This is a genomic window from Sphingomonas sp. P4_G3 (genome assembly GCF_056401105.1).
The window spans coordinates 885,927-908,533 of sequence record NZ_JBFUJZ010000001.1 but is presented as its reverse complement, the minus strand read 5'-3'; the positions used below and the strand labels follow the sequence as shown (position 1 = coordinate 908,533).

The following is a 22,607-nucleotide window of genomic DNA, read 5'->3' as shown; positions in this document are numbered from 1 at the left end:
GCCATGGCAGACCGTTTCGGTGTGCCATGGTCCGGCCGATGTGAAAGGACGAGCATGTCTGAAAAGGATTTGAAAGCGCCCCATAACTCGAACGCGGTACGTAAGGTGCTGATCGCCGGCGGAGGTACGGCGGGTTGGATGACAGCGGCGGCCCTCAGTGCCGATTTGGCCGATGCTGGCCTCGAAATCGAGCTTATCGAGTCTCCCGAAATCGGCACAATCGGCGTTGGCGAGGCGACCGTCCCGTTCATCCATGTATTCAATCAGATGCTCGGTCTCGATCAGGCCGATTTCATGAGGCATTGCAACGCGACATTCAAACTCGGGATCGAGTTCGTCAATTGGCGCAATGTCGGAGATAGCTATTTCCACTCTTTTGCTCATTTCGGTCCCAATTACAAAGACGTTTCCTTTTATCACATGTACTTGCGGTACGCCGAGCTCATGGCGGCCCAGGGCACCGACACGCTGCTCGAGGACAGCAATGTTGGCGCGATAGCGGCACGGCATAATCGGTTTCGTCATCCACAAGCGGTCGAGCAGACCGGCCTGCCGTCGCACTTCTATGCCTTCCATTTCGACGCGGCACTTTATGCCGATTATCTTCGCACCTATGCCATCAAGCGCGGCGTGCGGCATGTGAGTGGCCGGATCGTGCATGTCGAGCAGAATGCCGAAAACGGATTTATCAAATCGGTTCGTTTACAGGATGGGCGCGAGTTCGAGGCCGATCTCTTCATCGATTGCACGGGCCTGCATGGCCTGCTTATCGAAAAGACCTTGAACAGCCCTTACGAGGAGTGGACGCACTGGCTCCCCTGTGATCGGGCGATTGCGGTTCCTTGCGCCAGGGTGCAGGCGCCGACCCCCTATACCAAAGCGATCGCCGAGGGATCGGGCTGGCGTTGGCGCATTCCGCTGCAACATCGCACCGGCAACGGGATGGTATATAGCAGCGCCTTCGCCGAAAGTGACGATGCGGTAGAAAAGAAGCTGCTCGGCGCGCTTGATGGAGAACCGTTGGCTCCCCCCAGGCGCATCAAGTTTACGCCTGGGCGTCGCCGCGAGGTCTGGGTCAAGAATTGCGTCTCAATCGGACTAGCCTCGGGATTTCTCGAGCCGCTGGAATCCACGAACATTCACCTCGTTCAAACATCCGTTTTCAAACTTCTAACCTATTTTCCCGACAAAAATTTCGACCAGTCCGAAATCGACTCCTACAACTCGGAAGTGGAGCTCGAAATCGAGCAGATCAGAGATTTCATAGTTCTCCACTACAAGGTAACTGAGCGAGAAGACACGTCATTCTGGAAATATTGCAAATATATGTCCGTTCCGGATTCACTTCAGAGGCGAATAGATATGTTCGCCCCACATGGCAGACTATTCATTCGGCCCGGAGAGTTCTTCACCTATAACAGTTGGCTGTCGGTAATGCATGGGCAGGGGCTCCGAGCGAACGGCCTCGTTCCTCAAATCGATCGTCTGACAGACGAAGAGATCATCGCATATTTCGACGCCTTCAACGGTAGGGTGCGTTCGGCCGTCAATGCAATGCCTCTCCATGGGGAGTATCTCCGGGCATTCGCCGGGGCGCCGGAAATTTCGGTGGCTCAACGTGGGGCTGGCGCTCGATGAGATTGCAGAACGAAATCATGAAGACAGTCGCGAACGGTAATCGAAAGAAAACGCCCACGCCTTTTGGCCGCGTATTGGCGGGATGCGCCATTCTCCTGAGCGTGCAGGCAGGTAACGCGAGCGCGAAGGAGGCGGCGCCAGAGTCCATCTGGGCCAAAGCGGGCGTCACCTACGAGCAATATCGCGGCGATGCTCTGGAATGCGGGAAGAAAGGTCTGGCGAGAAACGTCGCCAATTCCGAGGAGGTGAAGACCCTGGCTCGCGCATCCAAGCAGCTGGAAGCACTCGACGCCAGCGCTCAGGCTACCGTCCCCGCCGCCGGACCCATGGGCCAGCCGGACTTATCGGGTGCGATGAGCAGGTCCGCTGACGAGCAGAGGGTGATAGCCGCCGCCAGACCTGCCCAGCAATATGCAGGTATCAAGGAAATGATGTTCCAGGACATACGTCGTTGCATGATCGATCGCGGCTATGCCAAGATCGTCCTGACCGACGCTCAGCGCAAGGACTATGACGGGATCAAGGGCGGAGCCGACGCGCGGCGCGCCTATATCCACAAACTGGCCAGCGATCCGCATGTGCTGGAAACGCAGCGCGAGGCGACTGGGCGGTAGGTCGCGGGCGCAACGTTCATCCATTCCGTGATAACTGACGAACTTGCGCCTTTGCTCGCGGACAAGCACGGCGTCCGCGAAGTCGGTGCTTGGAAGACCGCTTCACCCCCTTCTGGTCCGGTTCGCAACATTTCGTTCTTATTTGGAACCCGGCAGCTTGTCCGGGCCAGATGGCCAAGTACGATAAAGCTATCAGAAGCGATGCGCGGTGCCTCTGCGGCAGAGCGGCGTCTCTATCCCGGTACTACGAATCCGCGGACACGGCTTGGTCCAGGCCGCGGCGCAGACCAGCACCGTTGGAGGAAACAAATGTCGCGACCGCTGGGGGTAGTATGGGGGCTTGCCGTCGCGTGGCTCGTCTGGGCGTTGGCAACTCCGGCGTTCGCGGAGACGCGCAGCCTGTCCCAGAACTGGCTGTTTGCCCGGGGCGAGGTGCAAGGTGCCGAAGCCCCTGCTTTCGATGATCGCGACTGGAAGCCGGTCGTGGTACCGCATGACTGGTCGATCATGGACGGGCGCGACGGCGCCGGGCCATTCGATCGACGCGCCACCGCCGGCCAGGATTCGGGCTATCTGCCGGGCGGCATCGGCTGGTATCGCCGCCATCTGAAACTCGACGCATCCGCGATGCGCAAGATCGTTCGGCTCAAATTCGAGGGCGTCTATATGGACGCCACGATCTGGGTGAACGGCCGCCGGATTGCCAAGCACCATTATGGCTACACCGCGTTCACGGTCGATCTTACCGGCAAGCTGCGGGCCGGCGACAATGTAATCGCTCTGCGCGTCAATCACGCGGACCCATCGTCGCGTTGGTATGCGGGATCGGGCATCATCCGGCCGGTCACGCTCCAGATCCTCGATTGCATTCATATCGACCCGGATTCGGTTTTCGTGACCACGCCCAAGGCGACGCCAAGCATGGGCATGGTCGCGATCAGGGCGTCGGCGAGCAACTGTGCGACCCGGGCGCAGTCGGTCGAACTCGTGTCCAAGATAATCGCGCCGAATGGCCGGGTGGTAGCGCAGGCCAGTCGGCGCCAAGATCTGGGGGCAAGGGCAAGCGGCGAATGGGACCAATCGCTCGCGGTCCCGCGCCCGGCCTTGTGGTCGCCCGCTTCTCCCAATCTCTACACGCTGGTGCAGGAGACGCGGATAGGCGGCGTCGTCACCGACAGGCGCCAAGCCCGGTTCGGCATCCGCACCATCACCGTCGATGCGAGGAAGGGCCTTCGGATCAACGGCCAGCGCGTGGTCCTACGCGGCGGGAACATTCACCACGACAATTATATGCTCGGCGCCGCGGGGTTCCCGGATGCCGACCGACGCAAGGTCGCGCTGATGAAGGCGGCCGGCTACAATGCCATCCGCAGCGCGCACAATCCGGCAAGCCAGGCCACGCTCGACGCCGCCGACGAACTCGGCATGCTGGTGATCGACGAGGCCTTCGACAGCTGGAACAAGGACAAGCGCGCGCAGGATTATTCCCGCTTCTTCGCCACGGATTGGCCGCAGGATATTGCCAGCATGGTGGTCAGCGGCCGCGATCACCCGAGCGTGATCTTCTGGAGCATCGGCAATGAAATCCCGGAACAGGGATCGCCGCAGGGAGTAGAGACGGCGCGGAAGCTGGCCGACCGCGTGCGCGCCCTCGATCCGACCCGGCCAGTGACCCAAGCGGTCAGCATCGATCCGCCCGACAGCGACAAGCAATTCGCGGCGCTCGATGTGGCCGGATACAATTATCGAGCGCATTTGTTCGCGGGCGACCACCTGAAATTCCCGCAACGCGTCATGTACACCTCGGAATCGACCTCGCGGGATGCCTTTGATTATTGGCGGCCGGTCGAAACCATGCCCTGGGTGATCGGTGATTTCGTCTGGACCGCTGTCGACTATCTCGGCGAATCCGGCATTGGCTGGATGGGCTATAGCCAGGACTGGCAGAAGCTCGGCCCCTACCCCTGGCATCTCGCTTATTGCGGCGAAATCGACGCGACGGGGCGCAAGAGACCCGCCGCTTATTATCGCGAAGTGCTGTGGAAGACGGGGATAGATCCGATCTCGGCGTTCGTTCGCCAGCCGGAAGGAAGCCAGGACCTTCCCGACCGGCATTTCTATCCGATTACGCCACCCCATCTCGATTGGGCGCTCGACGACGTCCATCCCAGCTGGACGTGGCCGGGACAGGAAGGCAAGCCACTCGAGGTCGAGGTCTATTCCGAACTTCCGGAAGTGGAGTTGTTGCTCAACGGAGTCAGCCTTGGGCGCAAGCAGGTGGGCGTCGAGAGCAAATTCAGGGCCGTGTTCAAGCCGCCCTATGCGCCAGGCAGGCTGACAGCCATCGGCTATGACGATGGGCGCGAGGTCGCGCGCTGGGAATTGCGCACCGCAGGCCCGCCGGCCAAGGTCCGCGTGACCGTCGATCACCGCCGCCTCACCGCCAATGGCGAAGATCTCGCTTATGTGACGGTGGAACTCGTCGATGCCGCCGGAACGCCCGTCTATGACCAGCACGCCGACCGTGTCGTGACCGTGCGGACCCTCGGCGCCGCGACGCTGGCGGGTATCGGCAACGGCAACCCGCAAGACGCATCGAGCTTCCAGTCGGGAGCGCGCAAGAGTTTTCACGGACGCGTCGTTGCGGCATTGCGCGCGGACACCAGAACTGGTCCCGTCAAGGTCGACGTCGACGTCGAGGGGTTGCCGACGCAGCACCTTCAGCTCGAAACCGTAGCAAAATAGCCCCGGCCCATCGCGGTTCGAGCAACGCATCGGGCAATTACTCTGTCTTGAACGCGAAAAAGTTACGAAGCGGACTGACACTATTCAGGACAGTCCAGCGACCCGACAAACGGGAATGGTATGGTAATTTTTCCTATATTTACAATGCCTTCTACTATGAGTTTGGCGCGCCGTCATTGGACTTAGGCGCGTGATTGTGTCTACCAGTCGAACCGGAATCTGACCGTTTTTGGCAAATGCAGCCGCGGCGGATCATTTGGGGGGAGCTGGGGGTGATCGGACAAGCAATGCCGTCGGGCCCAACCTCTGCTCGGCCGAGACATCGACCACTCAAGGGAGAGAGAATGAACCTGTTTCGCAGCCTCTGCGGCATGCTTCTCGCGCTGTGTCTTGCCCTACCCGCCTCTGCCGCCGAACTGCCGCGGATCGTCTCCAAGAACGGCCGGCACGCTTTGTACGTCGATGGCGCACCGTTCCTGATCCTCGGCGGGCAGGCGCACAATTCAAGCAATTATCCGGCCATGCTGCCCGAGGTCTGGCCGACGATTCGCGCCATTCATGCCAATACGCTCGAAATTCCGGTCGCCTGGGAGCAGATCGAGCCGGCCGAAGGCAAGTTCGACTTTTCGTGGGTCGACGCCCTGGTTCCGCAGGCCCGCGAGAACCATGTACGCCTGGTCCTGCTGTGGTTCGGGACCTGGAAGAATACCGGGCCGGGCTATGCGCCGGAATGGGTGAAGGCGGATTCGAAGCGGTTTCCGCACATGATGACCAAGGATGGCAAACAGCATTATGTTCATACGCCACTCGGCCGAAATACGCTCGAAGCCGATAAGCGCGCGTTCGTAGCGCTGATGCGCCACCTCCGCGAGATCGACCCGGATCACACCGTCATCATGGTGCAGCCGGAGAACGAAGTCGGGAGCTATGGCCTCGATCGCGACTATTCGCCCGAAGCCAACCGGCTGTTCGCGGCTCCTATCCCGGCAGAGCTCGCGCGGCGGACCGGGAAAAGCGGCACCTGGACAGAGGCGTTCGGCAAGACCGCTGCGCGAAACTTCACCGCTTGGTACCTCGCACGCTATATCGACGAGATCGCGGCTGCCGGGCAAGCCGAACTCAACCTGCCGATGTACGTCAATGCCGCGCTCAGCGACGCCTTTAACGACGCCGGAGGCAATAGCGGGCCCGATTGGGCAGTGATCGACATCTGGAAGGCCGCGGCTCCGCATATCGCGATCGAAGCGCCCGACATCTACGAGCGCAACTCGACGGCCGTTGCGGCATATATGGATCATTACGCGCGGACGGATAATCCGCTGTTCATTCCCGAAACGGGCAACGACTTGGGATTCGCGCGGTTTTTCTGGCTGGCGCTCGGCAAAGGGGCGATCGGCTGGTCGCCGTTCGGGATGGATCCGACCTTTTCCAATTTCCCGCTCGGCGGTCTGAACACACCCGAGAATCTCGAAGCCATCTCGTCCAAATTCGCGCTGATGGCGCCGATCGCACAGGACTGGGCTCGGCTCGCATACGACCATCCCACGGTCGGTTTCGCAAAGGGCGAGGACGTGTCGGATCAATCCGCGACCCTCGGCCGCTGGAAAATCACTGCGCAATACGGGCTGTGGGAGTTCGGGGGCCGCGATGCGCCGCCAAATCCCAACAAGGACCGTCCTGTTGGCGGCGCAGCCGTCATCGAGCTGGGGGCGGACGAGTTTCTGCTTGCCGGGTCCGACGTGCGCATCGCCTTCGGCGAAGCCGCTCCGGCACCCGATGGCGGTGGACGTTTCATGGTGGTCGAGGAAGGCATGTTCCAGAATGGCCGCTGGCTCATGAAGCGCCGTTGGAACGGTGACGAGGTAGATCACGGCCTCAACCTGACGAAGCCGACGCTGCTCAAAATACGGTTCGGCATCTCTCACTAATTTGTTTGCCAGAGCTGTTCGCCTTATCGCTCAAGTGCGACTGACCCTTCGGGACGATCTTCCCAATTTGTCGGCGAAAGGTTCCAACGTGATGAGTGATCAACCTATAATTCTGTCGGCTCCCATCAACCGCGACTGTTCGGCCTGACGTCGCCGACGTGCATCCCCGCGAGCGGCGAGAACCGCTCGCCGTTGAGCGCGACTTTCAGGTCGTCAACTATACGCTCGATGCGCGCTGCAACTCTCATTCGCGCGATGCGGATTCTTTCGCTTGGCCAGGATCAGCGCGCGTAAGCTCGCCCCGGGCATGACAGTCGAGCAACCGACCTCCGCCATAAACCCTGCACGGGCTACGCAGATAGAAATACCACACCGGGAATTGCCGTGCCATGGACGGCAGCACCGAGGCGCCCGTCCTTGCCCAGCGGGAGCCGAGCGACATTTCCCGACCGTTGGTTGGCGACCAGCATTTCTCCCCGCTCCTCGACCAACAGGAACAAGCGCGGACCTCGCCCACCCGAGCCGACATGCTGAATGAGGGTCAATCCTCCGGCCGCGTCGATCGCGAACACCGCGATGCTGTCGTGGCCGCGATTGGAGACGTACAGCCGCGTGCCACCGCTATTAAGCGCTATGTGGGCGGCGGTCGACGTTCCGACGAACGCTGCCGGCAAGGTGGAAACGGACCCCTTCGCGGCGAATGTGCCGTCGGGACGGGCCGTAAGGACCGTCACCATATTAGCCAGTTCGGAGACCAAATAGGCGATCCTTAGGCGCGGATGGCGCGCGAGATGGCGCGGACCCGACCCCGCTGGTGCGCGGTAAGCGAGCGAACTGGAGATGATCGCACCCGATCGCTGATCCAATCTGTGCGCGAAGATCGCATCTGCACCCAGGTCGACGGCATGCAGCAGCTTCCCGCCCATCGCAAAACCCACCCAATGCGCATGCGCGCCCGCCTGCCGGGTGCGATTGGGGCCGCTACCGGCATGTACGACCAGGTGCGCTTGCCCAATTGGACGACCGGTGTCGCGATCGATCCGCCAAACGGCGACGCTTCCGCTGGAGTAATTGGCCACGGCCAGCATGCCCCCGTCAGGACTAAGGGCGGCATGGCAAGGATCGGCACCGAGCGTGGAGAAGTCAGCCAGAGGCTGCAAGCCTCGGTCGTAAATGCCAACCCGGCCCTTTTCCTGTTCGTCGAGTAGGTATCGAACGCCGCTCGCGCCCGCGCGCACGCCGAACGAAGCGTTACGGATTGTGCCCAACGGATGGCCCGCTACCCAGCCGCTCGCACTTGCCGTCAGCGGTACAAGACCGGGGCCACCTTCGCGAGCATAGGTTCCGGCGATCAGCTCGACCGGACCTTGCGCCAGGAGCCTGGCAGGGAGCGCACCGAGCGCGATTGCGGCGCCGACGAGCGCGCGCCGGGAAAAGAGCAACGCAGGAGCCGCCGCCGCGACGCAGTCGCGCGATTCCTCGCCATGACTAGTTGCTGCCAGATTTTGCGCGATGCCCACGATACGTTTCCTCTCATTCGGGCCAAACCGGCTCCCTATTGAGAAGAGTCGGATTGGTTGGACAGGTTTTCACCTATTCACGACGATTTCAGAGCCAACAAGCCTTCCTCGTGGCGACCGAGCGATATCTGTCATACAGCAGTGCTCGGAAAAAGCTGACCTAACGACCAACAGGCTATCGGAGGGAAGGCGCATGCCGAACGACATTGCCTGCGTGAAGACTGCGAACCGCACAGCGACTCGATACGGGCACGCGCCACGATGACGCCCGAAGATCTCCGCTTGGTGCTGGCGGCAGTGTTCGAGATCGGCCTGTGGGTCGTCCTGATCGTCAAGGGCCGCCTTCACCCGTTCATCGCGCTGCTGTGCGGCGCGTTCGTCGCGGGCTTGTGCGTCGGCCTGTCGCCCCTCGCCACGGTGGCGGCGCTACAAAAGGGTGGTGGCGATATTCTCGGCGGAACGGGCTTGGTAGTCGCGCTCGGCCTGTCGCTGGGCGCGATGCTTCAGCTGTCGGATGGCGCAGCCTCATTGGCGCGGAGCGGCCTGAAGCTCGCGGGAAATGCCGGCGCGCCCTGGGCGAGTTGCTGGTCGCGCTGGTCAACCGACACGTTTCGCACCTAGTCGGTCTTGGAGACGGTCGTATCGGTCGTCGGTCTGGTCTGCGTGCTTGGCGGGAGCTACCTCCTGTGACCAGGCAGCTCCGATGACACCGCCCAAAAGCCGGAGCGGTAAAAGATGAGTGAGGGTCGCCTCGCCGACCGCGCCTATACGGGCATCGTCGCGATCATCAATCAGGAGCATCTGGAGACCGGCGACCGCTTGCCGTCGGAAGCGCGGTTGGCCGCACGTCATCGAGCAGGAAATGACACGCCTGGAAAATGCCTTGCTGTCCAGCGGACCGGCACATCTGGAAGATATGGCGCTTCACCGCGCGATCGTGCTCGGCACCTGCAATTCCGCCTTCGTCTCCGCGTTCGACCATATGTTCGCCAACATCGACCGGATCATGAAAGCGGGTGTCGACATATTCCGGTCGCGGCCGCCCGAGGCGATCAGCGCGATGCTGTCCGAACACCAGATGATCGTCGAAGCGATCCGGGTTCAGGACGCCGACGGTGCAGCGCTCGCGATGCGCTGGCATCTGTCGCAGGGGCGCAAGCGGTTGATGCCATAATACCCACGTCCCAGGCGTCATGCTTGCCCCATATCGTCATCCCATCTGAGGGTATCCCGCCATAGCGCTCTCACCTCCCCTCCCCTCAATCGAGAGGTCGGATTGGGTGGGCAATGCCGGCGCGTGATCTTCAGGGGCTAGTCGGCTACCTGCTGCACGTCCATTTGCAGGACGTCGATCGAACCCTCGGAACGGTGAACATGTTGTTCGACCGACCCTTCGGCGATCCCCAGCAGCGGAAAATCGCACCCTATCGATGGGCGCCTCAGCAGATCCGCGAACAACGCCGCGCGCCGCGGACTGAGCGCCGCCAAGTCGTCGCTCGTCATCAGCACACCGCCGCAGCCGGCACCGAAGTGCGCGAGCGTTTCGACCTGGTCGTCGGTCAGATAGTGAAAACGGTCGCGGAGCAGTACGCAATCGGGGTCGGCCTGCCACAGCAAGCCGTTCGCATGGTTGCGGGTCTGAAGATCGCGCAGCAGGCTTTCGGCGGAATAATCACCATTCCAGGTCACGCCGACGTCGCGACCGATCCGCACCGCGTCGACGAGTCCGACCGACGCCCAAAGCGGGCAGCCGCAGCCAGCGATGACCACATCCTCACCCGCCGCCTCGCGCAGGATCGTCATCATGTGCCGCCAGATCGCGATGCGCGACAGGCCCGGCCGATGCCAGCGCGCCCGCTCGGGACCATATTCGGCGCCGTGGAGCAGGAAATCCGCCTTGATGTAGCGCGCGCCCCATTCCCCGACCCAGGTGCGAATGACCCGAGCGAGATAGGCGGCGGCATCGGGATGGGTGACGTCGAGGATGTAATATTCTTCCGACCGTTTGTGCCAGCGGAATTCGCCATAGAATTCCATCGCGACGAGCGGCCCGCGCGTCGCGATGTCCTGCACCACCCAGTCGGGATGCGCGGCAAACAGCTTGCTGCGATTACCGACGAGCAGCGGCGCGATCCACAGGCCTGGGCGGAACCCGGCCGCGGCAACTTCATCGAGAAGCGGCTTCATGCCACGCGGGAATTGCGGCTTCACGTCGAGCCAGTCGCCCATTTCGGGCGTGAACCCGTCGTCGATCTGAAAGATCTCGAGCTCCACCTGGTGCATATCGCGATAAGCCCGCGCGCTCGCGAGATGCTCGCGGATCACGCTTTCGTCGATCGCCGCGTAGAGATTGTACCAGGAGCACCAACCGGTCAGCCGGCGGTCGGGCACGCGCGGCGGGAGCGGTGCGGCGGCGGCAACGCGCTGCGACCAGCGGCGCAGCGTCGGCTCGACTGCGTCGCCGTCGAATAGATATAGCGTTTCGGCGCGGGTCTCGCCGGTGCGGTCGAGCAGGGTCGCGACATCGATCGTCAGCATCTCGGCGGTACCGCCGAACCCGAAGCGCGTCTGGTAGCGGTCGTGCCGGTCGAAGCCGAGTAGCACCGCGCCTTCGCCTTCCGGCAACAAGGCGGTCATCGCGAAGCCCAATGTCGGCGCCTTGGCCGGCGGACCGTCGCCGGGCGGCGTTCCGGGCGCGACGAAATAGGCGCCGTCCCAACTCTGATAGCCATTGCGTAGATAGCGCCGCACGCCGCGGACCGCCTCGAAGCGCAGCCCGATGCTGTCAATCGCGCGGTGGATGGCCGTCGCCGACACGTCGAGGCTGAGCGCGTCGCCATCACGGGCGACCGCCAGCGCGATCGATCCGCCGGCGTCGAGCGGCCAGACGATCCGGCCGGGCTCTACGATCGGCGTGCCATGCGGCGGAACCACGCCGTCGAGCAGCGGCCGCGGCGTGGAGAAGGCGATGCCGCGACGATCGAGATCAGCGAGCAAGCCGGATCTCCCGACGCTCGTCGGCCGATTGGCGCGCGGCAAGCGCGAGCCGCAACGTCTCCGCGCCGTCGCGCAGCGTGATTGCTGGTGCGCGGTGTTCATGGATCGCGCCGACGACGTCGGCAAGTTGCGCGGCGAAGGGGTCGCTCGCGCCGGCGACAATCTCGGCCTCGGCGCCCTGTGCTGTCGGCGTCAGCACCGCCTCGTTCCAGCTGGTGAACCGGCCAGTCATGCGCTCGGCATAGATCGCCCATTCCTTGTGCCACAGGCCCGGGGTGGCGATGTTCGAGGCATTGATCGTGGCGATGCGGCCATCGTCCCAGCCGAACAGGATCGCCGACACGTCCTCGATATCATAACCCGGCACGTCGCGATGGAACAGGTTGGCGCGGCGCGCGGTCACCGTATCGGGTTCGCCGACCAGATGGCGGACGAGATCGATTTGATGGATCACCTGTTCGAGCATCTGGCCGCCAGACTTCGCCTGTTCGCGCCACCAGGGCGCGTGGAGCGCGTTGCAATGATAGGCGCCGGCATAGAGCCCGACCGGACCGGTATCGATCGATCGCCAGCGCCGCACCGCATCGCCGAACCGATACATGAAGCCGGTCGCCGCGACGACGCCCGCCGCTTCGGCCGCCGCGACCATCTGCTCGGCCGCCGCCATATCGAGCGCGATCGGCTTTTCGACCAGCAGGTGAACCCCGCGCGACGCGGCATGCTCGATCTCGCCGTTGCGCACGAACGGAGGCAAGGCCACGATCAGCAGGTTGGGCGCGACGGTGTCGATCATCCGATCGAGGTCGACGAATGCCTCTCCGCCATGCTCGGCGGCGAAGGCGTCGGTGCGAGCCTGGTCACGGCCGCAGCAGCCGACGAGGTCGAGCCCAAGCGCCTTGGTCGCGGCGACGTGACGCGACGCGATGCCGCCGCAGCCGAGCAACGCCACCCTCATTGCGGGAACTCGATCATCGCCTGGAGCAGACCGGGTTCGCCTACATCGAGCCGCGCGAACAGGTCGGGCGCCTCCTCGAACGGCGCGGTGTGGGTGATGAGCGGCAGCAGATCGAGCACCCCGCGATGCTGCAGTTCGATCGCGGTGCGCCACAGCCGCGGCTTCGACCAGCGATGCATCGCCTCGGGCGCGGTACCCGAGATCTGCGAGCAAATAAGTTCGACGCGATTGTGGTGAAATTCCTCACCCAGCCTCAGTCCGGGCACCTCGCCCTGGAAGAAGCCCATCGCAACGACGCGCGAGGAATAGGCGACCGCGCGGATCGCCTCGGCGAGCGCGGGCGGCGCGCCCGATACTTCGATGCACGCGTCGGCTCCGCGGCCGTTGGTCATCGCCTTGATCGTCTCCGCGACACTTCCCGCTTTCGGATCAAGCGCGTCGTGCATCCCCAGCGACAAAGCGGTGGCGCGACGGCCGGCATCGGGATCGATCCCGATGACCCGCGCGCCGCTCGCCCGCGCTGCCTGGGCGACGATCTGACCCGGCACGCCGAGCCCGAATATCGCAACCGTGTCGCCGATCCGCAGCCGCGCGTCATGGACGCCGTTCAACGCCACCGCGCCGATGTGCGAGAAGATTCCGATCCGGGGATCGGCGCCGTCGGGCATCAGCCGGTCGCGCGCGTAATCGGCTGTCGCGATGTGATGAGTGCGATGGTTCCATGTGCCATAGACCCGCATGCCCGACCGCAAGTCCGCGACCGCGGTCCCGGTCTCGACGATTTCGCCGACTTCCTCATAGCCGAGGTTGCGGACCGGATAGGGCCAGCTTGGCGCCGCGCCATCGACAAACAGCCGGCGCTCCTCGTCCCAGCGTCGTGCCATGAACGGGCTGGTGCCGCGATACTGGGTCAGTTCGGTGCCCGCGCTGATCCCCGAAAACAGCGTCGCGATACGCACCTCGTCGGCGCCGAGCGGCGCGTCGGGCGTTTCCTCGAAACCGAGTTCGCGCGGCGCATTGAGCACGAGCGCAATGGTCATTCGACTATTTCCTCAGCGGTAGCGGGCTCGCGATTCGCCTCGACCGCGGCCCGGGTCATGCCGCGCGTCGCGAGCAGGATGACGACGGCGAGCGCATACATTGCGGCAAGCGATCCGAGCGCTGCCGCCATGCCCAGCGAGTTGGAGGCACCCGCGATGAACAAGGGCGCGACACCCGCACCAACGAAGCCACAGGTCGTCATCATGCCGACCGCGGTCGAGCGCGCATGCGGCGGTACGACATCGTGCATCGCCGCATAGATGCAGCCGTCGAACAGGCCCTTGCCCAAGGTCGTGCCGATCAGCACCAGCGCGACTTCGAACCCCGAAGTCGCCCAGGCCATCGGCGCGAGCAGCAGCGCGGCGATCACCAGCCCGATTGCCAGCGTATAGAAGCGCCCGATCGGCGAGCGCCGCGCCAGTACGTCAGCCAGCAGGCCGCCGAGCGGCACCGCCAGGAAGCCCGCGATGTTGATGCTCGCGGAGCCATAGAAAGCCGATCCCGTCAGGCTTTCGCCAAGCTTGTCGTGGACAAAGGTCGGCGCCCACACGGTCACGCCATTGGCGACGCCATTGGCAAGGAAGAACACCGCCAGCAGCATCAGCGCAGGCTTGATCCGGAGCACCACGCCGTAAGGCTCTTCGTTGCGGTCGCGTTCGGCCTTGGTGTGGCGGATCGGCGCGTCGCGCAGCGTGCGGACCAGCACGATTGCCCAGACCAGTCCCAGTGCGGCGAACACCAGGAACGGCGCGCGCCAGCCGAAATGGTCGGCGATCACGCCGGCGAGGATCGCCCCGAGCCCCGACCCTGCGAACACCGCGGTCTGGTGGATCGACAGCGCACGGCTGCGCATCCCCGGGCCATGCCAGTCGCCGATCAAGGCAGTGGCGGTCGGGTAATAGGTCGACTCCCCGAACGCCACGACCGCGCGCAGCCCCAGCAACATCACGAAGCCGGTCGACAGCGGCACCATGCCCGTCGCGACACTCCAGAAGACGAGGCCGTAAATCACCACGCGGGTACGCCGCGCGCTGTCGCCGAGCCGGCCGGTGAACAAGGCCGCGGCGGCATAGCACCAGAAGAACACCGAGGAGATCAACGCGAGTTGGGTATCGCTCAGGCCGAACTCGGTGCGGATCGACGGCATCACCGCGACGATCACCGATCGGTCGGCGGCGTTGAGGAACGCGACCACCCAGAGCAAACCGATCAGCAGCCATGGGTAGCTGGACGGAGCCGCGCGCACGCGTGGTGGGCTGGTCGCCATGGGCAATCCTCTCAAGCCTTCGCGTCGATCAGGATCGCGCGAAAGTCGTTCACATTGGTCAGGGTCGGGCCCGATACGACCAGGTCCCCGATCCCATCAAAGAACAGATAAGCGTTGTTGGCTGCAAGATATGCCGCGGGGTCGAGCCCGGCTTCGCGCGCCCGCGCCAGCGTGTCCGGCGTGATGATCGCGCCCGCCGCATCCTCGGTCCCGTCGATCCCGTCGGTGTCGCAGGCCAGCGCCCAGATGCCAGGCGCGCCGTCGAGCGCGATGGCCAGGGCGAGCAGATATTCGAGGTTGCGCCCGCCGCGCCCGTCCTTGTTGATCACCGTCACCGTGGTCTCGCCACCCGACAGGATCACGCGTCGCGCGCCGTCCTGCGCCAGCCGCCGCGACAAGGCGGCATGCGCGGCGCCGAGATGCCGCGCTTCGGCCTGGATATTGTCGCCGATATCGGTGACCTGATAGCCCTTGTCGCGCGCCAGACGACCGGCGGCGGCAAGCGCGTCGCGGGCACGCGCGATCACCAATGTCTCGCTGCCGGCGATGCCCAGGCTGTCGGCCGAAGGCGTCTCGTTGGCGGGATCGTTCAGCGCCGCGGCGACCTGCGGCGATGGGTCGATGCCGTAGCGCTCGATGATCTCCCGGGCCATGTCGAGGTTGCTGGTATCGGCGACGGTCGGTCCCGACGACACGAACGACGGATCGTCGCCCGGCACGTCGGAAATGATCCAGGTGGTGACCGCGGCCGCGCCTGCCGCGACCGCGAGGCGGCCGCCCTTGACCAGCGACAGATGCTTGCGGACGCGGTTGATCTCCTCGATCGTTGCGCCCGATTGCAGCAAGGCGCGGGTGATCGTCTGTTTGTCGGCGAGGTCAAGCCCGGGCGCGGGCGCCGCCAGCAGCGCCGATCCGCCACCCGACAACAGCACCAGCAGGCGATCGCCCGCATCGAGCGTATGCGCGATCTCGAGTGCGCGAAGCGCTGCGCGCACGCTGTTCTCATCGGGATAGGGATGACCGGCCTCGATAATCTCGACCCCAGGCCACGACGTCCCGGCGGGCACATGGCCGTGACGGGTCACCACCAGCCCCTCGACCCCGCGGCCCTTCGACCTCGCCTGAGCGACGCGCATCATCGCCGCGGCGCCCTTGCCGACCGCGATCACCACGGTCCGCCCATGCGGCGACACCGGAATCGCCGGAGGCATTGCCGTATCGGCCGACACCGCTCGCACGGCTTCCGTGAACAAGGCGAGCAGATCGTTGCGCTGGGCCGCGCCGCCGGTGGCGGTCAGGGCAGATTGGTCGTTGATAATCCCCTCCTTGGCGCTGACGCTCGCTCGTTCGGCGTCGTCTTGCCAAGGGTTGGCCGTTCCGTTTGAACGCGCCAAGCCTGGATTGATGGAACGCTGTGTTCCGTCAGGCGCAACTGTCAGTGCAGATCCCAGGACAAAGTCGGGCGAAGATGCTCGACCAGATAATCGATCAGCGTACGAACGCGGACCGGCACGCCCTTGGGATCGGCGAACAAAGCGAAGAAGGTGAGATCGCTCGCCTGCCAGCCGGGCAGCACCTCGACCAGCCGTCCCTCGGCAAGGTCGCGCTTGCACAGGAATGCGGGCAGATTGGCGACGCCGAGTTCGGCCAGCGCCGCGTCGCGTAGCAGGATCATGTCGTTGCACAGCAATTTGGGGGTGAACTCGACGGTCACTTCCGTACTGCCGTTGCGCAAGGTCCAGCGATGGCGCCGGTCGGCTTCTCCCGCGGCGAGCAGGTCGAACCGCGGCAGATCGACATGGCTTTGCGGCCGGCCATATCGCTCGAAATAACCCGGCGAGGCGAATGCGCCGCAGCCAGTGGTGCCGAGCTTGACCGCGATCAGCCCGCTGTCGGCGAACGGCCCGATCGCGAGTGCGACGTCGAACCCCGATCGCAGCAATCCGACCGCATCGTCGCTCAGCACCGCGACCAGCCGCACATCGGGATAGTTCTGCAGGAATCCGGCGAGCAGCGGCCCTACCAGGCTTTGCCCGAGCACATAGGGGATCGCGATCCGGACGACGCCTTGCGGTACCCGCGCCTGGCTCTGCAATGCGCGCTCGCCGTCGCGCAACACGCCGATCGAGCGCAGGCAATATTCGAAAAAGGTCGCGCCGTCCTGCGTCACCGTCACCGCGCGGGTCGAACGGTGAAGCAGCTGCACGCCGAGATGTTCCTCGAGCCGCGACAGCCGCCGACTGACAGTGGATTTGGGCAAGCCGAGGAGCTTGCCGGCGCGTGTCAGGCTTTCGGTTTCGACCACTTTGGTGAACACCATGAGATCGCCGAGATCGAGCATCCGGCAACGGCTAGGTTATTGTTGCATCCTGCGCAACATATCGTTGCGACATAACGGGCTTCCGGCGACGGCCGGCAACCAGCAGGCTTTAGGGGTCAAATGGCGCGATAACAGCGCCCGCACCGCAAGGTGACCATAAATTGGAGGGGACAGGATGAACACCCAGCTTCGTACCACGCTTTTGGCGGCGACTGCCGCGATCGCGCTCTTGCCGGTTGCCGCAACAGCGCAAACCGCGCCCGCCGACCCGGCGCCTGCCGCTCCTCAGGACGCCAGTGGCGATGCCGCGACTGCGCCGCAGCCCGATATCATCGTCACCGCAACCAGCGTGGGCCGCAAGGCGCTCGACACGCCGCTCGCCGTCACGACGATGAACGCGAGCCAGCTGCAGCGCACCAGCATGACCAACCAGGCCGACATCCTCAACACCATCCCGACGATCAAGGCGGACGGCGGTGGCGGCGAGGTCGCGGCCAATGTGTTCGTGCGCGGCCTGCCCTCCGGCGGACAATATCAGTTCACCCCGCTCGAATATGACGGCGTCCCGGTTCTCTCGAGCTTCGGGCTCAACTCGACCGCTTATGACGTCTACTATCGCAACGACCTAGGTCTCGAGCGGCTCGAATTCGTCCGCGGCGGCGTGTCGAACCTGTTCGGCCCGGGCTCGGTTGCCGGCCTGATCAACTATATCAGCAAGACCGGCGGCGACCAGTTGGAGGGCACGGCGCAGTTCGAATGGGCCGAACGCGGCCGCTACAAGGGCGATCTCGCGGTCAGCGGTCCGCTCGGCCACAATCTGTTCTTCGCGGTGTCGGGCTGGTACCGCACCGACGACGGGCCGGTGAAGACCGGCTTGCCGACCAAAGGTTGGCAGGTCCGCGGCAACCTCAAATACGAATTCCCCGACAATAGCGGCTCGGTCACGCTGTACGGCCAGTATATCGACGACAAGGCGCAATATTACCTGCCCGTCCCTCTCGACGGAAAGACCCGCAATCGCATTCCGGGCAATGACGGCAACGACGTCTATCAAGTCCTGACGCCCGCGGCCCTCGGGCTGGGCTTCAACACGCCCAATGGCCGCTTCACCACGGGCATCGCCGATGGCGCGGCCGCAAAGGGCGGCCAGGTCGCCCTCGCGTTCGACAAGAAGTTCGGCGACAGCGGCTTCGCGATCAACGGCCGGGTCAAATATTCGCAATATGCCTCGAAATTCGGCCTGTGGTCGGACGGCGACGGCCTGATCAACGTTCCCGAGACGCTGCAGAGCTTTTTGACCAACCGCGGCCTCGGCTCGCTCGCCAATGCGCAGTTCACTTATGCCGGCGGCGGCGCGGTCGCACCCAATTCGCTGCTGTTCGCCAACCGCATCACCGACCGTAACCGGCCCAATCACGACACCACCGCCGAGCTCAACCTGACCTATTCGGCGGATACCGGATCGATCCGCCATGCCTTCACGCTGGGCGGATTCTACGGCAACGCCTGGGCGCGGGATTACAACGTCACCACCACCTATCTCGCCGAGTTCAACAACCAGCCGCGACTGGTCAATCTGGTGGTGACCAACCCGGTCACCAACGCGCAGACGATCGTGTCCTTGAACGGGCTGCTCAATGCCGGCGCCGGTTACGTCAACAACACGCACCAGGTCGAACGTTACGCCGCCTATTTCGCCGACCAGATGAAGATCGGCAGCCGCTTCAACTTCGACATCGGCGGCCGCTACGAATGGTTCAACGGCGACATCCGGCGCGAACAGACCTCGGTCGTCGTCACCGACTCGACGACACCCAACCTCGCGCCGGCGCTGCGCGACGTGATCTGGGGCAACGGCAAGAATTTCACCGCGCATCCGAAGACCGGCGCCTGGGCGTTGGCCGCTGGCGGACTCTACAAGCTCACTGACCGCGTCAGTCTTTATCTCAACGCATCGCGCGGCTATTTCTTCCCCGAAATCCGCGCGGTTACCTTCAACGCATTGGGCCAGCCAGCCTCGTACACGCCGGAGATCATCAAGCAGGTGGAAGGCGGCATCAAGATCGACCAGCGCTGGTTCAACCTGACCGCGGCCGCCTTCTACACCAAGCTCGACAACCGGCGTCAGATCAACTTCATCAACGACGGCCAGGGCGGGTTCACCGAGCAGGTCAATCTGGTCGCGACCCGGTCCTGGGGTGTCGAGGCGACGCTCGACCTCAAGCTCCACAAATACCTGCATTTCAACGGCAACCTGACGCTGCAGAACGCGAAATATACTCAGTTCATGCAGAACGGCACATCCAACCTGAACGTGATCGGCAAGGATCTCGAGCGCCAGCCCGATATCCTCTACAATGCCGGCCTCTATTACGATGACGGCACGGTCGATCTGTCATTCTTCACCAACTATACCGGCGACAATTTCACTGCCTCGACCAATGCTATCCGCCTCGACGGCTGGAACGTGTTCAACGTCGATGCCGGCATCAAGGTGAAGCCGTTCGGCGACCGCCGCTCGGTTCGGCTCGGGATCAACGTCTTCAACCTGTTCGACACCGACGCGGTGACCGAAGGATCGCCGCGCCAGGACGTCAACCAGACGGTCGGCGGCGCCTATTTCGTCGGCCGCCCGGTCCTGCCGCGCCGCATCTCGGCGCGCGCGACGCTCAAGTTCTAACGTTCTTCCCTCAGGGAGCGGGTTTCGGCCCGCTCCCGCTTTGTTATCGAAGCGGATATGATCGATCAGTTCCAGCAAGCGGCGCGCGCCATCCTGCGCGCCAACGATCGCGGTGGCTACACCGTCCCCAACGGCCGGGTCTATCCGTTCCAGTGGAATTGGGATTCAGCCTTCGTCGCGCTGGGTTTCGACACGTTCGACCGCGATCGCGCCTGGACGGAAGTCGAGACCCTGTTCCGCGTGCAATGGGCCGACGGGTTCGTGCCGCATATCGTATTCTGGCAGGACGACGAGGGCTATTTCCCCGGACCTTCGGTCTGGTCGACCGGAACCGAACCGCCGACCTCCGGAATCACCCAGCCGCCGGTCGCGGCGACCGTCGTGCGACGGTTGTGGGACAGCGCCACAGCCGCCGGCGCCGCGGAGGATTTCCGTCCGCGCGTCGAGGCATTGTTCGACAAGCTTATCGCCTGGCATCGCTGGTTCGCGGTCAATCGCGACCATGAAGCGCGCGGCGTGGTGGTCGCGATGCATCCGTGGGAAACCGGCCGCGACAATTCGCCCGAATGGGACGTGCCCGGCGAGCCGATCGATATCTCGGGCGTCGGCGCTTATGTCCGCCGCGACACCGGGCATCTCGACGCCAAGATGCGGCCCACCAAGCTCGAATACGACCGCTATCTCGCGCTGGTCCAATACGGCCGCGCGCAGGGTTGGGATCATGGGAAGATTGCAGCGGGCAACCCGTTCCGTGTCGCCGATATCGGCATGTCGATGATCCTGCTGCGTGCCAATCGCGACCTGCTCGCGCTAGCCGGCAAGCTCGGCCGCGACGGTAGTGAGATCGCCGGCTGGATCGCGCGCGCCGAGGCCGGAATCAACTGGCTGTGGGACGAGGCGACAAACACCTGGTGCTCGCGCGACGTGCTGACCGGTCGGTTCTCGGGCTTCGTCACCAGCGCGTCGTTCCTGAGCTTCTATGCCGGAATCGCGGACCCGGCGAAGAACGCCGCGATGCTCGATCATGTCGCACGGATCGCGGGCAAGGTGCGGTATCTGATGCCGAGTCTCGATCCCGAGGATCCCGGCTTCCAGATGATCCGCTATTGGCGCGGCCCGGTCTGGGCAGTGGTCAACTGGATGATCGGCACCGGGCTGACCGAGGCCGGCCATGACAATTGGGGCGGCAAGGTGCGCGCCGACACGCTCGACCTGATCCGTACCACCGGTTTCTACGAGGCGTTCAACCCGATCGACGGCAGCGGATCGGGCGGCGACGATTTCTCCTGGACCGCCGCGATCGGGTTGGCTTGGTCTGAGGACTGACCGCGCGGCACCAACGTTCCGTCACCCGGGCGAAGGCCGGGGTCCAACGGATACTTGTATTTCCACGGCCGGCGAGGCACCTCCGGGCGCGGATGCACACCGAGGCAGACCTGGAAACGATTTTACTCGGGCCTGTCCTCGCGGATCGTGCCTGTGGGGATTGCGTGGCGTGCTGCACCGTCCTCAAAATGGATGCACCGGACTTCAAGAAACCTGCCGGAATAGCTTGCGAGCATCTCGCTTCGCATGGGTGCGGAATCCATGCGGCGCGCCCCGATATCTGCCGGTCGTGGTTCTGCGCCTGGCGCAGGGTCGCGAACTTGCCCGATGAAGCGCGGCCGGACCGGTCGGGGCTTTTGGTATCGCTCAATTTCGAGCGCGAGCCGCGCAATTGCTTCGAGGGCGTGTCGATCAACGTTCGTGCGCTCCCCGGCAACGACGCGATAGAAAATGGCATGGCCGCAACCATCCTCGATAGCCTGTGCGATGGGCTAGTCCCGGTCTGGTTCAGCGACGGGTCGAAGAAGATGCTGATGCACCCTGAGCCCGATGTCGCCAGCCTCGTCATCTCGGGAGAACCTGCCCCTCCCCATCTGCGGGACGAGGTCGCCGCATGGCGCGAGCATTATGGGATGTTCTCGGCAATCGGCTAGATTCTCTGGACGCGCGACGATGACTGCGGCGTACAACCGAGCGCCGGCTACCGATCGGGGTCGATCGTCGCGGCGTGGCTCGCGGCACGGATCGCCGACGGGCTGGCGCCGAGCATCCGCCGCACGCTCTTGTTGAAATGCTGCGGATCGGGAATCCCGACGCGCTCGGCGATACGCCAGATCGGCAGATCGGTGGACTCGAGCAGATAGCGCGCATGCTCGACCCGCCGCGCGATCAGGCGGTGCGGGATGGTCGTGCCGTAGCGCGCGCGGAAAGCGCGGGCGAGATGCGCTTGTGACCGGCCAACCGCCGCGGCGATCGCCGGTACGTCAAGCGGCTCGGCGAAACGTGCGTCGATCAACGACGCCGCCCGCTCGGCCGCGCTGTCGACGCGTTCCTCCGGGGTTGCGAGGTCGAGCAGCAGTGCCTGTAGCGCAAGACCTGCCTGGATGCCGGCGGTCGGGCTGTCGCTCGCGCGGGCATGGCACGCAGCGATATGCGCCATGCGCTCGCGCACCGCGGCAACCATGCTCGCGGCACAGTGGAGCGGAAGGCGCGCGGTATCATCACCACGCGCTTCCACCGCAAAATGCACGCACCAATGTTGCCCCGGCGCGGCCAGATCGTAGGACGAAGCCTGACCCGCCGGGCTGATCGTCACATCGCCGGGAGCAAGCGCCTGCTCGCGCCCGGCGAGTAGCATGGTGCCATCGTAATCGTGAAGATGCAGCGCATGCGTCGCGCCGAGATAGCGCGTCTCGTAAGCGCGATCGGCGAGCGCGAAGCGTCCCGCCACTTCGATCTGCGGCACCGCGCGCATCGGCCAATCCAGTCCATCCATCTTCGAATTTTTACCACATCGAGCCAGTTCGGCCAATCGCCCTCAAGGCGTATCCGTGGCAAAACGACGGGATCTCAGCAG

Annotated in this window: 17 protein-coding genes; 9 read left to right on the top strand and 8 right to left on the bottom strand. The window is 64.1% G+C overall.

Annotated elements, in window-relative coordinates; translation table 11 throughout:
• Positions 1–54: 54 nt before the first annotated feature.
• The 4 genes from AC1DQQ_RS04240 (at position 55) to AC1DQQ_RS04225 (ending at position 6,925) form a co-directional block, all read left to right on the top strand.
• Positions 55–1,638: a tryptophan halogenase family protein gene (locus AC1DQQ_RS04240; RefSeq protein WP_478044338.1), complete on the top strand. Its 1,584-nt coding sequence runs from the start codon at positions 55–57 to the stop codon at positions 1,636–1,638.
• A 17-nt stretch (positions 1,639–1,655) separates the two neighbouring features.
• On the top strand, positions 1,656–2,252 hold the full coding sequence (locus AC1DQQ_RS04235; protein ID WP_478028623.1) for a hypothetical protein: 597 nt from the start codon (positions 1,656–1,658) through the stop codon (positions 2,250–2,252).
• 309 nt (positions 2,253–2,561) lie between these two features.
• Positions 2,562–4,997 carry a glycoside hydrolase family 2 TIM barrel-domain containing protein gene (locus AC1DQQ_RS04230; RefSeq protein WP_478044336.1) on the top strand — a complete coding sequence of 812 codons (2,436 nt, stop codon included), beginning with the start codon at positions 2,562–2,564 and terminating at the stop codon, positions 4,995–4,997.
• Between the two features lie 344 nt (positions 4,998–5,341).
• Positions 5,342–6,925, top strand: a complete 1,584-nt coding sequence (locus AC1DQQ_RS04225; RefSeq protein ID WP_478044335.1) for a DUF5597 domain-containing protein — start codon at positions 5,342–5,344, stop codon at positions 6,923–6,925.
• A gap of 350 nt (positions 6,926–7,275) precedes the next feature.
• Here AC1DQQ_RS04225 and AC1DQQ_RS04220 read toward each other — a convergent pair whose 3' ends face one another.
• On the bottom strand, positions 7,276–8,445 hold the full coding sequence (locus AC1DQQ_RS04220) for a lactonase family protein (RefSeq protein ID WP_478040561.1): 1,170 nt from the start codon (positions 8,443–8,445) through the stop codon (positions 7,276–7,278).
• A gap of 261 nt (positions 8,446–8,706) precedes the next feature.
• On the opposite strand from AC1DQQ_RS04220, the gene AC1DQQ_RS04215 reads away from it, so the two are divergent.
• Positions 8,707–9,066 carry a GntT/GntP/DsdX family permease gene (locus AC1DQQ_RS04215; RefSeq protein ID WP_478040560.1) on the top strand — a complete coding sequence of 120 codons (360 nt, stop codon included), beginning with the start codon at positions 8,707–8,709 and terminating at the stop codon, positions 9,064–9,066.
• 241 nt (positions 9,067–9,307) lie between these two features.
• Entirely contained in the window at positions 9,308–9,619 is a 312-nt protein-coding gene (locus tag AC1DQQ_RS04210) for a FadR/GntR family transcriptional regulator (protein ID WP_478044334.1), read from the top strand.
• A gap of 137 nt (positions 9,620–9,756) precedes the next feature.
• On the opposite strand, the gene AC1DQQ_RS04205 is transcribed toward AC1DQQ_RS04210, so the two are convergent.
• From AC1DQQ_RS04205 to AC1DQQ_RS04180, 6 genes are read right to left on the bottom strand one after another with little or no spacing between them, the layout of a single operon-like run.
• Positions 9,757–11,442, bottom strand: a complete 1,686-nt coding sequence (locus tag AC1DQQ_RS04205) for a glycoside hydrolase family 36 protein (RefSeq protein WP_478040559.1) — start codon at positions 11,440–11,442, stop codon at positions 9,757–9,759.
• Positions 11,432–12,397, bottom strand: coding sequence for a Gfo/Idh/MocA family protein (locus AC1DQQ_RS04200; RefSeq protein ID WP_478044332.1), 966 nt, complete (start codon positions 12,395–12,397; stop codon positions 11,432–11,434). Before AC1DQQ_RS04200 ends, AC1DQQ_RS04205 begins: the two co-directional genes overlap by 11 nt.
• A complete protein-coding gene (locus tag AC1DQQ_RS04195; RefSeq protein WP_478044331.1) occupies positions 12,394–13,437 on the bottom strand; it encodes a zinc-dependent alcohol dehydrogenase in 1,044 nt (347 codons plus the stop codon). The genes AC1DQQ_RS04200 and AC1DQQ_RS04195 overlap by 4 nt, the downstream gene beginning before the upstream one ends.
• Positions 13,434–14,705, bottom strand: coding sequence for an MFS transporter (locus AC1DQQ_RS04190; RefSeq protein ID WP_478044329.1), 1,272 nt, complete (start codon positions 14,703–14,705; stop codon positions 13,434–13,436). The genes AC1DQQ_RS04195 and AC1DQQ_RS04190 overlap by 4 nt, the downstream gene beginning before the upstream one ends.
• Before the next feature lie 11 nt (positions 14,706–14,716).
• Positions 14,717–16,099: a glycerate kinase type-2 family protein gene (locus AC1DQQ_RS04185; RefSeq protein ID WP_478044327.1), complete on the bottom strand. Its 1,383-nt coding sequence runs from the start codon at positions 16,097–16,099 to the stop codon at positions 14,717–14,719.
• 41 nt (positions 16,100–16,140) lie between these two features.
• Positions 16,141–17,046, bottom strand: a complete 906-nt coding sequence (locus AC1DQQ_RS04180) for a LysR family transcriptional regulator (protein ID WP_478040554.1) — start codon at positions 17,044–17,046, stop codon at positions 16,141–16,143.
• Between the two features lie 154 nt (positions 17,047–17,200).
• On the opposite strand from AC1DQQ_RS04180, the gene AC1DQQ_RS04175 reads away from it, so the two are divergent.
• From AC1DQQ_RS04175 to AC1DQQ_RS04165, 3 genes are all read left to right on the top strand, one after another.
• Positions 17,201–19,705 carry a TonB-dependent receptor gene (locus AC1DQQ_RS04175; protein WP_478028614.1) on the top strand — a complete coding sequence of 835 codons (2,505 nt, stop codon included), beginning with the start codon at positions 17,201–17,203 and terminating at the stop codon, positions 19,703–19,705.
• A 57-nt stretch (positions 19,706–19,762) separates the two neighbouring features.
• Positions 19,763–21,031, top strand: a complete 1,269-nt coding sequence (locus AC1DQQ_RS04170) for an MGH1-like glycoside hydrolase domain-containing protein (RefSeq protein WP_478044326.1) — start codon at positions 19,763–19,765, stop codon at positions 21,029–21,031.
• Between the two features lie 92 nt (positions 21,032–21,123).
• Entirely contained in the window at positions 21,124–21,684 is a 561-nt protein-coding gene (locus AC1DQQ_RS04165) for a YkgJ family cysteine cluster protein (RefSeq protein ID WP_478044325.1), read from the top strand.
• 47 nt (positions 21,685–21,731) lie between these two features.
• On the opposite strand, the gene AC1DQQ_RS04160 is transcribed toward AC1DQQ_RS04165, so the two are convergent.
• The gene (locus AC1DQQ_RS04160; RefSeq protein ID WP_478044324.1) at positions 21,732–22,526 is read right to left on the bottom strand and encodes a helix-turn-helix transcriptional regulator; all 795 of its coding nucleotides are present in this window, start codon (positions 22,524–22,526) and stop codon (positions 21,732–21,734) included.
• Between the last annotated feature and the right edge of the window lie 81 nt (positions 22,527–22,607).